At 32.1% G+C, this 13995-nt stretch carries 10 protein-coding genes; 4 read left to right on the top strand and 6 right to left on the bottom strand.

Going from position 1 to position 13995, the window contains the following annotated elements; translation table 11 throughout:
• Window positions 1–17 precede the first annotated feature (17 nt).
• The 3 genes from gap to ABD939_RS13695 all read left to right on the top strand — a co-directional run bounded on the left by gap (window position 18) and on the right by ABD939_RS13695 (window position 3228).
• Window positions 18–1022, top strand: coding sequence for a type I glyceraldehyde-3-phosphate dehydrogenase (gap, locus tag ABD939_RS13705; RefSeq protein ID WP_345169852.1), 1005 nt, complete (start codon window positions 18–20; stop codon window positions 1020–1022).
• An 83-nt stretch (window positions 1023–1105) separates the two neighbouring features.
• Window positions 1106–1966 carry an N-acetylglucosamine kinase gene (locus ABD939_RS13700; RefSeq protein WP_345169850.1) on the top strand — a complete coding sequence of 287 codons (861 nt, stop codon included), beginning with the start codon at window positions 1106–1108 and terminating at the stop codon, window positions 1964–1966.
• Between the two features lie 20 nt (window positions 1967–1986).
• Entirely contained in the window at window positions 1987–3228 is a 1242-nt protein-coding gene (locus ABD939_RS13695) for an ATP-binding cassette domain-containing protein (RefSeq protein WP_345169848.1), read from the top strand.
• 165 nt (window positions 3229–3393) lie between these two features.
• Here ABD939_RS13695 and ABD939_RS13690 read toward each other — a convergent pair whose 3' ends face one another.
• From ABD939_RS13690 to ABD939_RS13670, 5 genes are all read right to left on the bottom strand, one after another.
• Window positions 3394–3858 carry a hypothetical protein gene (locus tag ABD939_RS13690; protein ID WP_345169845.1) on the bottom strand — a complete coding sequence of 155 codons (465 nt, stop codon included), beginning with the start codon at window positions 3856–3858 and terminating at the stop codon, window positions 3394–3396.
• 130 nt (window positions 3859–3988) lie between these two features.
• Window positions 3989–4867 (bottom strand): transglutaminase family protein, encoded by an 879-nt coding sequence (locus ABD939_RS13685; protein ID WP_345169843.1) that lies wholly within the window; start codon window positions 4865–4867, stop codon window positions 3989–3991.
• A gap of 11 nt (window positions 4868–4878) precedes the next feature.
• Complete coding sequence (locus ABD939_RS13680; RefSeq protein ID WP_345169841.1) at window positions 4879–7440, bottom strand: circularly permuted type 2 ATP-grasp protein; 2562 nt, start codon at window positions 7438–7440, stop codon at window positions 4879–4881.
• A gap of 9 nt (window positions 7441–7449) precedes the next feature.
• Window positions 7450–10782 (bottom strand): transglutaminase family protein, encoded by a 3333-nt coding sequence (locus ABD939_RS13675; protein WP_345169838.1) that lies wholly within the window; start codon window positions 10780–10782, stop codon window positions 7450–7452.
• 216 nt (window positions 10783–10998) lie between these two features.
• Window positions 10999–12039, bottom strand: a complete 1041-nt coding sequence (locus ABD939_RS13670) for a GMP reductase (RefSeq protein WP_345169835.1) — start codon at window positions 12037–12039, stop codon at window positions 10999–11001.
• A gap of 145 nt (window positions 12040–12184) precedes the next feature.
• Here ABD939_RS13670 and ABD939_RS13665 point away from each other — a divergent pair, with 145 nt between their 5' ends.
• The gene (locus tag ABD939_RS13665; RefSeq protein WP_345169832.1) at window positions 12185–13603 is read left to right on the top strand and encodes an ATP-binding protein; all 1419 of its coding nucleotides are present in this window, start codon (window positions 12185–12187) and stop codon (window positions 13601–13603) included.
• A 3-nt stretch (window positions 13604–13606) separates the two neighbouring features.
• Here ABD939_RS13665 and ABD939_RS13660 read toward each other — a convergent pair whose 3' ends face one another.
• Complete coding sequence (locus tag ABD939_RS13660) at window positions 13607–13987, bottom strand: Rid family detoxifying hydrolase (protein WP_345169830.1); 381 nt, start codon at window positions 13985–13987, stop codon at window positions 13607–13609.
• Between the last annotated feature and the right edge of the window lie 8 nt (window positions 13988–13995).

Raw genomic sequence — 13995 nt, 5'->3', positions numbered from 1 at the left:
CATTTATAAACACGATTATGTCAAAATTAAAAATTGGAATTAACGGATTTGGTAGAATAGGTAGAATTGCTTTTAGAGTAGCTGCTGCAAGACCAGATATTGAAATAGTAGGAATTAACGATTTATTAGATGTAGACCATTTAGCTTACCTATTAAAATATGATTCTGTTCACGGAAGATTTAACGGAACAGTTGATACAAAAGATGGTAACTTAGTTGTTAATGGAAATGAAATTAGAATTACAGCAGAACGTAACCCAGAAGATTTAAAATGGGATGCTGTTGGTGCAGAGGTTGTATTAGATTGTACAGGTATTTTCACTACACTAGATAAAGCACAAGCACACATTAAAGCTGGTGCTAAAAAGGTAGCGATTTCTGCTCCATCTGCTGATGCTCCAATGTTTGTAATGGGTGTAAACCATGATAAAATTACAGCTAGCGATACTATTGTGTCTAATGCATCTTGTACAACTAACTGTTTAGCACCATTAGCAAAAGTTATTGATGATAACTTCGGAATTGTTGAAGGTTTAATGACAACAGTTCACGCTACAACAGCAACTCAAATGACAGTTGATGGTCCTTCTAGAAAAGACTGGAGAGGTGGAAGAAGTGCTTTAGCTAATATTATACCTTCATCTACAGGAGCTGCAAAAGCAGTAGGGAAAGTAATTCCAGAATTAAATGGAAAATTAACAGGTATGGCATTTAGAGTTCCAACTCCTGATGTATCAGTTGTTGATTTAACGGTTAGAACAGAGAAGTCAGCATCATGGGATGAAGTTAAAGCTGCTCTAAAATCAGCTTCTGAAGGTGCTATGGCTGGTGTTTTAGGATACACAGAAGAAGGTGTAGTTTCTCAAGATTTCGTTTCAGAAACACAAACTAGTGTTTTTGATGCTGGAGCAAGTATTGCTTTAAATGATAATTTCTTTAAATTAGTATCTTGGTATGATAATGAGTTTGGTTACTCAACTAAATTAGTAGACCTTGCTCAACACATAGCATCTGTAAAATAATAAACTAAATTATTAATAATAACTCCACAGAGTTATTGTGTATATAGCACAGTATTTTGTGGAGTTTTTTTATCCTTATACTCATGATTTTAATTGTTGATAGTGGTTCTACAAAATCAGACTGGTTAGCCGTTGATAATAATGGTAATAAATTAATGGAAAAGGTACGAACCAAAGGGCTTAATCCTGCCATTTTATCTGATTCTAAACTATATAAACGAATTAGTAAAAGCAAAGAATTAAAGAGTAATAAAGATAAAGTAACACATGTGTTTTTCTATGGTGCTGGTTGCGGAACAGATAACGCTAGAACGCTTTTAAAAGAAGTTTTAGAGAGTATATTTACAAATGCTACTATAAATGTAAATGAAGATACCTTAGCTGCTGTTTATTCCACAATAAATCATCCACAAGAGGCTGCTGTTGTTTGTATTTTAGGTACAGGCTCTAATTGTAGTTATTATGATGGTAAAGAGCTTCATCAACGAGTTACATCTTTAGGCTACACGCTTATGGATGATGCTTCCGGAAACTATTATGGCAAACAATTAATTAGAGATTATTATTTTAATAACATGCCTGAAAACATAAGAGTAGCTTTTGGTAGTAAGTTTAATATGGATGCCGATTTTATAAAATATAATTTATACAAACAACCAAGCCCTAATGCTTATTTAGCAAACTTTGCAGAGTTTATGTTTCTTCAAAAAGACTCTGAGTATACAATCAACCTCATTAAAAAAGGAATCCGATTATTTGCGAGTAATATGATTATGCAATATGAAGAAGAACTAAAAACAGTACCCGTTCATTTTGCAGGATCTATCGCTTATTTTGCACAAAAAGAAATTACTGAAGTGGCACACGAAATGGGATTTAAAGTTGGAAATTTTGTACGCAGACCTATTGATGGTTTAGTACCTTTTCACACCAAAGATCTATAGTTTTAAAAATAAAACAAGTTGTGTCTAAGCATATTGCCATTTATATTTCTAACAAAGAAAATAAGGTACAGCTTATAAAAAGAATTACTGCTGGCGAACTTATACCAGAACTAGTTACATTAAAAGGTTCTATTTTTTCTGAAATAACTCTTAATAGGTTTATTGAAGAAGAAATGCGTCATGGTCGTTTTGATGTAAAAACACAAACGAATAATAGTTTAAAAAATTCTTCAGAAGGCGAACGCAAAAGGGCACTACTAAATCATATTTTAACTGAAAGTAATCCTGATTATATTATTTTAGATAATGCTTTTGATTGCCTTGATATTAACGCTCAAAAACAAATTAAAACTCGTCTTGAAGAATTAAGTTGTACAACAAGTATAGTACAAATAACTACAAGAAAAAGAGATATTTTACCTTTTATTGATGATGTTTTTACTTTAGAAACTGGCGTTTTTAAGGCATTTAAAAGTCATGGTGATTTAGTAGAGAGTTCCAAAAACTATTTTATTGAGGCGTTACCAAAACCATTAATTTTAAATTTAAATGTATTTAACCCGTTAATTAGTTTAAAAAACGTCACTATTAAATATGGAGACAGGCCTATTTTAAACAGTATTAATTGGGACATAAAACCAGGCGAATTTTGGCAATTAATTGGACCTAATGGATCTGGAAAAAGCACTATTTTAACGCTTGTTTCTGGCGATAACCCAAAAGGCTATCAGCAGGATATGACTTTGTTTGGTATAAAAAAGGGTAGTGGCGAAACCGTTTGGGATATTAAAAAAAACATAGGGTTTTATTCCTCAGAAATGTTGCGTGGTTTTAAAAGAAAAGATACTCTTGAAAGTATGATTATTTCGGGGTTTCTAGATTCTATAGGACTTTATAAATACCCTACAGATAGACAAATTAGTATCGCTCATCAGTGGTTGAAACTTTTAAATATGTATCATATTAAAGATAAAAGTTTCCAATTCTTATCAAGCGGACATAAAAGACTCATCTTACTGGCAAGAGCCATGGTTAAGCATCCTCCTTTACTTATTCTAGATGAACCCATAAACGGATTAGATGATCATGATACTAAAATGTTTTCAGAATTAGTAAACAAAATTGCTAAAGAAAGTAAAACGGCTATAATTTATGTGTCTCACAGGAAAGAGGAACATATAAAACCCGATTTTATTTTTGAATTAACACCTGGCAAGAAAGGCTCTACAGGAAAAATCAATAATAGTTTTTCAATAAACTAATTGGTTGATTTTTAAATTTCGTTTAACGGCGTTTATGTATATGGAAAGTTGGAAGTTTGAGTGGGAGGATTTTTCTAAGGAAAATCAGAAGCAATCATACAAAAACAACTAACGTTGGTTAAGCACAAAATAGCAATTTTTTATATATTATGCTGTAAGCAGTTTTTATTTTTTATCAAATAGTACTTCTCCCAATTTTAGTTGAACTTTACCATTCTTTATTTCTTTTGAAAGTGTTGTTAAGTTCATTCCTTTCCCATTCCTAAGATATTCGAGAATTATATTATTAGAAGGTAACTTCGCATTATTACCTGCTATTTTTTTGAAATTTTCGGTTTCTATTGAACTCCATTTCCCAGTTATAATTCTTATTCTGTCTGAGTCAGAAACTTTTATTTTAGCTGTAAAATTCTTTTTAAATTTTATTTCAAGAATATTGTCAGCAATTGATTTTTTTGAACTTTTTGAATCTGTTTTTTTAATCCAAGTCCCAATAATGTCATTTTTGTCTTTTTCAGTATAATAAGCATCAAAGTCTTTTTTAGATTGAGTATTATCAAATGATTTGGGTTTAAATGATAAGATTGTCAAAACAAAAATTAAGATTGTCAATAGTTTAAAGTTTTTCATTGATATGTTTTTGAATTAATTGCTTACAAAGACTTGATATAAAAACGTTTCAATATTTTGCACCTAACGCTAAACGAAGTTATACTTTTTTTCTGATAAAGTCAATTAGCTATAACAATCTATAAAACAACTAAACGGCTGGTCTAATATCTACTTCAACTTTCATTTTGTTTTCACCAGAACTATATATAACACCTTTTAGTGGTGGTACATCATAATAATCGCGCCCATGGGCTACAATAATGTGTTGATTTTTTGGTATTTGGTTGTTTGTAGGATCAAAATCTAACCAACCAAATTTTGGAATATACATAGAGAACCAAGCATGTGAAGCGTCAGTTCCAATTAGTTTTTCCTTTCCTGGTGGTGGCAAGGTTTCAATATAACCACTTACGTATCTTGCGGGTAAACCTACCGACCTTAAGCAGGCTATTCCTATTTGCGCAAAGTCTTGGCAAACTCCTTTTTTCTTTTCCATAACCTCTTTAATAGGAGTGGCAACATTGGTAACTTGCGTGTTAAATTCAAAATCTTTAAAAATGCGCTGCATGAGCTCGAAAGCTGCTTCAAAAACGGGTCTATCTGGTTTAAAAGAAACACTGGCGTATGCTTTAATTTCTGGCGATATTTCTGCAATAAGCACAGACTCTAAAATATACTGTCTAACCTCTAAAATCTCAGGGTCTATACGCTTCATTTCTAGTAAAACTTCCTGTAAGGTGATGTTTTTTCCAATGTCTGAAGTATAAATATCTGGCTGTAATGTAACGTCTCTTAAAACCTTACTTTTTGCTGTTACTTTTAGCTCTTTATGAAATTGTTGTATTGAAAAGCGCGTAATGGTGTTACCAAAAAAATCTGTTTTCTCCGAAATTTCAGTGGGTTCTGGGCTAATTTCTAATTGGTAATCTACTACATTTTGTCCTAAAAAACTTTTTGGTTTTATAGTTGCTATATTATGGCAGAATGTTACACCATTTTGATATTTGTAACTGGTTGTATGAGACAATTTATAGATCATTATTGTAATGGGAAATTCTGATTAACCAACTGTGTTTGTTGGTAAGAATGATTAAAATAAGTGTCTGAAACTGAAAGTGATGTTTTATGAAGTAAATCACTTAGCTTTGATAATGAATATTCTAAGCTTTCTCTTATAAATGTGTTATTGTTTACTTTAGTTAAAGTATCAATATCTAAACTTTGTACTATATTATTTATTTCAGCAATAAGTAATTGGCATTTAGACATGCCGTTGTTTGATTCAGATTGTGGTAATTGATTAATATCCTTCTGAATTCTTGCTAATTGATAGGTTAAAGACCTCGTGTATTTTTTATCTAGAATAATTAAATTAATAACATTATCAATATTTAAATAAGAACGATAGCTATAGCGGTAAATATTTAAACTTTCGTGGCTAGTTAATAAGGCTTCTAGCATTTCATACTCCAGTTGCTCGTCATGTTTAACTACAATAAGTGCTCTACATTTTTCTATGGTTAAACTTGCTTGCTCCATTTGCAACCCAATAAAATATAGTAATAGTCCTTGGTCTACTAAAATACTTTCTTCAATTAAGCCCATAAAAGCAATAAGCTTGGTAATTATATTATCAAGAAGTTTTACAAGAGCAGAAATGGAGTGTTCTTTATTTTTATCGTACTTATTCCATAGTTTTTTTATACCATCAAAAACGCGCCACATATCTTTAGACCATAAATTACGTAACGAGTAATAGGAGTTTGTAAAACTCATTAAAGTTTGCCCTAAACTCCCCATTCTTTTTTCATCAAAAATTAAAGAATTAAATTCTTTTAAGGGGTTTTTAAAAACGGCTTCTTTTCCTTTTCCAACAAAACCCGGTAGGGTATGGGTTATGGTTGTAATGGCTTCAAATATATAGTGTAAACTTTCCTCTTCAGTTTTGTTATTACTGTATTTTAAACTGCTCATGCGGTTTAAACTCATACGTAATAATCGGGATGTAATTAATGCTCTACCTAAATATCTTCCAGACCAAAATAGGTTTTCTGCTGTGTGACTTGGCAAATCATTTATATCAGATATGGTTGTATTCTTGGTAGATTTATCCCATGAATAATTTTGAACAATATCTTCTGGTTGGTCTGTAATAACCCAAAAATCTTTACTAATACCACCTCTTTGGTTGGAAACACGAAGATTTTCTCTTTCGGCAGCAACTCTAACTAATCCACCAGGCATTACACTATAGCTGTCGTCTTTAGCAATTGCAAATGTTCTACAAGCTACTTTTCTAGGTTCTAATTTACCATTTACAAAATCTGGAGCGGTGGAAAATGATATTTTCTCTTGCGCAACAAAATTATATGGTCTTGCATTAATTTCTTGTTTTAAAGTTGCTAGTTCTTTTTCATTTAAAAATTCACAAAAAAAGATGCTTTCTCTGTTAGACCTATCAATACGTTTTACAACAAACTCTGATAAATTGCTTAAAACATGATGACGTTCTTTAGTTTGACCACACCACCAGGAAGCAATTTGAGGTAATATTAATTCTTCATTCAAAAAGTATTTACAAATATTACCCATAAATGGAATTAATCCTGAATTTTCTAAAATTCCACTTCCTATTGGGTTTACAACGGTAACGTTTTGTTGCCTAATTACATCTAATAACCCAGCAATACCTAAATACGAATCTTCTCTTAGTTCTAAAGGGTCCATGTAAACATCATCAACACGTCTTAAAATAACATCAACTTGTTTAAGTTTCTTTAAGGATTTCATCCAAACTTTTCCATTCCTAACAACTAAATCGTTTCCTTTTACTAAAGGATAACCTAAAAAGGATGACATATAGGTATGCTCAAAATAGGTTTCGTTATGAGGGCCAGGAGTAAGAATAACAATATTGGGATTGCTGACATTTCTAGGACTCGAATTTTTCAACATTTGACTGTAATCTTGAAAAAAACTAGCAGATTTTTTTACATTAATATTACTTAAAATATCAGGTAAAACACGCTTAGTCGCTACTCTGTTTTCTAGCGCATAACCCATTCCTGAAGGGGCTTGTGTGCGATCGTTAACAACCCACATACGACCATCTGGACCTCTAGCTAAATCTGCCGAATGAATTAATAAATTCTTAGTAGTATTGTATTGAATTTGGTCGCATTGTCTTAAAAAACCACGATGTGCAAATACAATTTCGTGTGGTATAATGCCATTTTTTATAAGTTCGCGCTTGCCATAAATATCTTTTAAAACAAGGTTTAAAATTTCTGCACGCTGAACAATTCCTTTTTCAACATCTTGCCATTCTTTTTGATGAATTAAAAATGGAACTATATTTAAATCCCAAGTGCGATGAAGCCCTTTAGGGTCGTTGTATACGTTGTAAGTAACCCCATTTTCATCCATTAACCAATTCATCTGGTTTTGGCGCTCAATAAGTTCTTCTGATCCTAATTTGGTAAGATTCTGCAAGAGCATATCCCAGTCTGGGTTTACACTCATATTATCTTTTAAAACTTCATCATAATCTCTTTTTTTAGAGAAATAATTCTGAAATAAAACGTTAGAATCTGTTGTCATTTAATACTTTTATTTTTTCCGCAAATCTAATGTATTTGGGAATTCAAAATTGATTGGATACTCTTTATATTTAAATTTTCTTAAACCTTGTTGTGGTTCAACATTTCTTACAGGAATATCTGTATCTAAATTAGTTTCTTGTATGGCTTCAATTTCACCTTGTGAATGCCCGAATTCCCAGAAACGATTAATACGTCTTGATTCAGCTTCGTAACTGTTTACAGGATATGTTTCATAAGAACGGCCACCCGGATGTGCTACAAAATAAGTGCAACCGCCTATAGAACGTCTGTTCCAAGTGTCTACAATGTCAAAAACCAATGGGGTGTCTACACCAATAGTTGGGTGTAAAGCAGAATATGGGTCCCATGCTTTGTAACGTACACCAGAAACATATTCACCTTTTACAGAAGTGTTTTTTAGATGTACTTTCGTGCCGTTACAGGTTAGCACGTATCTATCGTTATTAAAATTTGAAACTTTTACTTGTAAACGTTCTAAAGATGAATCTACGTATCTGGCGGTTCCTCCTCCAGTCATTTCTTCACCTAAAACATTCCAAGGTTCAATTCCAGCTCTTAACTCTAAATGAATATCGTTTATTTCAACCATGCCATGTAATGGGAAACGGAATTCGAAAAATGGATCAAACCAATCTTCTTTAAAACGATAACCAGCTTTATTAAGTTGCGAAACAATATCTTTAATATCTTCTCTTACGTAGTGTTCAATTAAAAATTTATCGTGTAATTCTGTACCCCAACGGACTAGATTATGCTCATAAGGTTTTTTCCAAAACCAAGCAACTAGTGTTCTAACCAATAAGTTTTGCATTAAACTCATTTGTGCATGTGGTGGCATATCAAAAGCACGTAATTCTAAAATACCTAAACGTCCAGACGAAGAATCGGGTGAATATAACTTATCAATACAAAATTCTGCACGATGCGTATTTCCTGTAAGATCAGTTAGTAAATGCCTAAACAATCTGTCAGTAAGCCAAAACGGAACATCACCATCTTTTGGTATTTGACTAAAAGCGACCTCCAATTCGTATAAGTTTTCCATTCTGGCTTCATCAATTCTTGGAGCTTGACTTGTGGCACCAACAAAAGCACCAGAGAACAAATAAGATAATCCAGGATGGTGTTGCCAAAAGGTTAGTAAACTTCGTAATAAACTAGGTTTACGAAGTAGCGGACTATCAGCAGGTGATGTACCTCCAAGTGTTACATGGTTTCCGCCACCAGTACCAGTGTGTTTACCATCTAACATGAATTTTTCTGTTCCTAATCGTGATTGTTTTGCTTCTTCGTAAAGCGCAAACGTATTTTCAACAAGTTCATCCCAGTTTTTAGCAGGATGTACATTTATTTCAATAACACCTGGATCTGGTGTTATTTTAAGAGATTCTAATCTATGGTCTTTTGGAGCGCTATATCCTTCTAGAACAACAGGGATTGATAAATGTTTTGCAGTGGCTTCAATTGAGGCTAATAAATCTAAAAATATTTCAGCGCTATCTAAAGGTGGTAAAAATAAATATAGTTTGTTATCTCTTATCTCAGCACAAAGAGCTGTTCTTATGAAATAATTGTTTTCAGACGGCTTTAGTTTTTTACCAATAAAATCATAATATCTGTTATTTGCTATTTTTCTGTAACTTGGAAAACGTCCTTTTACACTAAATTGATCGGGGTCATATTTTGGTAGTTCTTCATATGATGGGTTTTCAATAAGTGAATTTAGCGGGAGACGTAATCCAACGGGTGAATTACCCGGTGTTAAAAAAATATGATTTCTTCTAAAAGTCCATTCGCTAGTATACCATCTTTCAGCAGAATTGTTTAATGGCAATACATAACCGATAGCTTTTGATGTGCCTTTTTCTAATATTTCGCCTAATTTTTTTCTAATTAGAGCATTGTCTTTATCTTCTTTTGGGTCTATATCTACTGGCATTTTGCCTTCTTCCCAAAGGAAATAAAAAGCATCTTCATAAGTAGGTAAAATAGTTTTATTTGTAATCCCTAAATACTTTGTAAGTGTTTCTAAAAAGAGCTTATCTGCGTTTTCTGGAACTTTAGGATTCTCAGCAAATAAAGAGAAAAGTGTTTTGTCGTGCCATATATTTCTTCCATCTTTTCGCCAGCATATTTCCATTCCCCATCTTGGTAGCGGTTCTCCTGGATACCATTTACCTTGGGCATTATGCAAAAAGCCTCCTTTTCCAAATTTTGAAAATAAGCGTTTTGTAAGGTCTGCGGCTAGTTCTCTTTTATGTTCGCCATCTGCTGCTGTGTTCCATTCTGGCGATTGCATATCGTCTATTGAAACGAAAGTAGGTTCTCCACCCATAGTAAGCCTTACATCTCCTTTTTCTAATTCTTTTTCAACTTTAAAGCCTAATTTGTAAATCTCGTTCCATTGTTCTTCTGTATAAGGTTTTGTAACTCTGGGAGATTCTAAAATTCGTTTTACAGAGTTTTCAAAAAAGAATTCGGTTTCACATTTATCAGTCATACCTGAAACTGGAGCAGCACTTTCAAATGAAGGCGTACAAGCTAGAGGAATATGTCCTTCACCAGCTAATAAGCCCGATGTGGCATCAAAACCAATCCATCCTGCACCTGGTAAATATACTTCTGCCCAAGCATGTAAATCTGTAAAATCTTCTTCTGGACCAGACGGACCATCTAACGATTTTTCATCAGATTTTAATTGTACTAAATATCCAGAAACAAATCGTGCTCCAAAGCCTAAGTGGCGCATTACTTGAACAAATAACCAAGCATAATCTCTACAGGAGCCATTTTTTCTATTTAGAGTTTCCTCACAGGTTTGAACACCTGGATCCATTCTAATATTATAATTTAAATAGTCGTATATTTTTCTATTAATGTCTATTAGAAAATAGATGGTTTTTCTTGGAGTAAAATCTATAGTTTTTATAAAGTCTTTAAGTAATTTGCCATTATCTGTTACTTCAAGGTATGGGACCAGTTCTTTTTTTATAGTGTCTTTATACTTAAAAGGAAACTCTTCCGCATATTCTTCAACAAAAAAGTCGAATGGATTTATAGTTTTTAAATCGGCAATAATTTCTACATCAATTGTGAGTTCTTTTGTCTTTTCAGGAAAAATTAAACGCGCTAAATAATTACCAAACGGATCTTGTTGCCAATTAAAAAATTGGTTTTCTGGAGTAATTTTTATTGAATATGCTTCTATTGGAGTTCTGCTATGTGGGGCAGGACGTAATCTGAATATGTGGGGTGATAGGTTTACAGCTCTATCATATTTATATTTTGTTTTATGTGAGATTACTACTTTTAAAGCCATATAGTTTGCTTGTTATTATTGATTTTTAGAAAGAAAATAGTTCTTATAAAAATAAACTAATTTTTCGGGTTAATAGATTGATGATTATAAAATTAAGGAGCGAAATTTAAATATTGGTAAGACTACAAATATTGACAGTTTAAAATAATAATATGATTAAATTAAGCTTCAAATAATGTAATATTAGTAACTTAATTTTTGGTCTGTTTGTTATGATTAACTATTGTAAACTCTATTTTCTTGCTCATTAACTCTAATAAAAGTAGTTCGTTTTGTTAGCTCTTTGAGTAAAGATGCACCAACATAGGTACAAGTGCTTCGTAAACCTCCTAAAATATCTTGTAACGTATTTTCTACATCACCTTTAAAAGGGACTTCAACAGTTTTACCTTCACTTGCTCTATAATCTGCAACGCCTCCAACATGTTTTTCCATAGCTGTTGATGAACTCATTCCATAAAATTTCCGATACGGTTTACCTTGTTTTTCAATAACTTCACCACCACTTTCTGAGTGTCCTGCTAGCATTCCACCTAGCATTACAAAGTCTGCTCCTGCACCAAAAGCTTTGGCAATATCTCCGGGTGTTGTACAACCACCATCGCTTATTATTTGTCCGCCTAAGCCATGAGCCGCATCTGCACATTCTATAATTGCAGAAAGTTGCGGATACCCAACCCCTGTTTTAATTCGCGTGGTACAAACTGAACCGGGGCCTATTCCAACTTTTACAATATCAGCACCAGAGAGAAGTAACTCTTCAACCATTTCTCCAGTTACCACATTCCCTGCAATAATTACTTTTTCTGGATAGAGATTTCTAGTGTGTTTAACAAAATCGGCAAAGTGTTCTGAATAGCCATTTGCCACATCAATACATATAAATTTTAAAGATGGATGAAGCTTAATTATAGAAGCCAATTTTAAAGAATCTTTTTCGCTTATACCTGTGCTTACAGCTACATAATTTTCAAAACCTGTTGATGCATTTGAAATAAAAGTTTCCCAATCTTTTATAGAGTAATGTTTATGTATGGCTGTAAATAGTTTTTTATTAGATAATGCTTTAGCCATTTCAAAAGTACCAACAGTATCCATATTCGCTGCCATAATAGGTATTCCAGACCAAGTGGAAGGGCTATGTAAAAATTTAAAATGACGCTCTAAATCAACTTCAGATCTACTTTTTAAAGTAGAACGCTTTGGGCGTATCATAACATCTTTAAAGCCTAATCTTATATCATACTCTATTCGCATATATTCAAATTATTTATATTTAAAAGTACAATTTTACAATTTTAAAATCATTATTTTTCTCATATTTATAACTTATTAATAGACCATAATTGTTCTTGTTAATTTACATAATTATGGATATGTTTGTTTTAAATATTAAACCTTAATGAGTTTTTCGCTAAAGTCAATAAAAAAAATAAAGAAAAGACGCTTACTTTCAATCTTTATTTTTATTTCTATTGTGGCTACTCTTGTATTAGCTTATAGCTTTCTTGAAAAGAAAATTAGTTTAGAAAAAACTGCACTCTCCTTATTTATTATAGTTATTGCTCAAATTCTTGTTCTTCAATATTTTTTTAAGAATCAGATGAAGAATAACTTAATTAAATCTAATTTATACAAACGTATTAATGAGTTGAATGATAATTTAGATGCGTTAAATGAAGTATCAGATCAAAAATCAATTTACTTATCTAGTATAAATCACGAAATTCGTACGCCACTTAATACCGTTCTTGGAATGCTTAAAATGCTTAAGCAAAGTGATTTAGAGGTTAATCAAATGACGAAAGTTGATATAGCTGAGTATTCTTCTAAGTATTTGTCGCAACTATTAAATATGGTATCTAATAATGCTGATATAAATACTGATAACGTTAAGTTGAATGAGTTGGCAATGGATTTAAAGTCTGATTTATCAGAGCTGTTTAAAGTTTTTGAGTATCAGGCTTGGGAAAAAGAACTAGACTTTGAGTTTAAATTTTTGTCGGATAGAAAATCTAATTTTTCTCTTATTGGAGACTCAGTTAGAATTCAGCAAGTACTATTTAACCTGGTAAATAACGCCATAAAATATACCAATTCTGGTTATGTTAGTGTTATAGTTGACCAAACAGTTGAAATTGAAAAAGACCAAGTTGTAACTTTTTATGTAAAAGATAGCGGCATTGGTATTTCTGAGGAAGTTGTAAAGCACTATTCTTCAAATGTTAAAATGTCAAAATCTTCAGCTATTAAAGATTATGTTGCAGGAGGTTTGGGTTTATCTATTTCTAAAAAATTAATTGAGCTCATGGGTGGTGAGTTAAAGTTAGAAAGTAAAGAAGGAGAAGGTTCAACTTTCTATTTTAGTTTGCATTTAAAGAAGACGCTTAATGTAAAATCGGAAAATTTAGAAATAGCACCAATTTTGCAAGAAAAATTCAATATTCTAGTTGCTGAAGATAATAGAATGAATCAAAAAGTAATTAAGTTTTTACTTGAAAAACAGGGAGCCGATTGTACTTTTGCTAAAAATGGATTAGAAGCTGTAGAGCTCTACAAGATTCTGGATTTTGATATGATTTTCATGGATATTTATATGCCAGATATGGATGGATATGACGCAACAAAGGCCATTAAGGCAACAGAAAAGTATAGCAATAATAAAACACCAATTATAGCTGTTTCTGCTAGTGCTTTTGAAGAAGATATTGAAAGTACTAAACGAGCTGGAATAGATGAGTTTTTAGCAAAACCAATAGACGTTTTAATACTTAAAAAAATATTGGTTAAATATTCTCAGAAGGAAAATAATCCTGTATAAAACTCACTTAACAGCAATCATACTAATTTCTACGTTTACATCTTTTGGAAGTCTAGCCACCTGAACAGTTTCTCTAGCAGGAGCTGTAGCTGTGTTAAAATAGCTCTCGTAAACTTGATTTATTTCTGCAAAGTCATCCATGTTGCTTATAAATATTGATGATTTTACTACATTTTCAAAGGTCATTTCAGCAGCCTCCAAAATAGCACTTAAGTTAGTCATTACTTGAGCAGTTTCAGATTTAATATCATCAAGAATAAAAGTTTCAGTTTCAGTATTAAAAGGAATTTGCCCAGAAATATATAAAGTATCGCCGCTTAAAATAGCTTGGTTATATGGACCAATGGGTGCTGGAGCCTTAGGAGTTGTGATAATTTTTTTCATTTTACGAG

Source organism: Algibacter aquimarinus (assembly GCF_039543265.1).
GTDB classification, from domain to species: domain Bacteria; phylum Bacteroidota; class Bacteroidia; order Flavobacteriales; family Flavobacteriaceae; genus Algibacter_B; species Algibacter_B aquimarinus.
The sequence above is the reverse complement of the archived record's forward strand: the minus strand, read 5'-3'. Positions and strand labels throughout refer to the sequence as shown.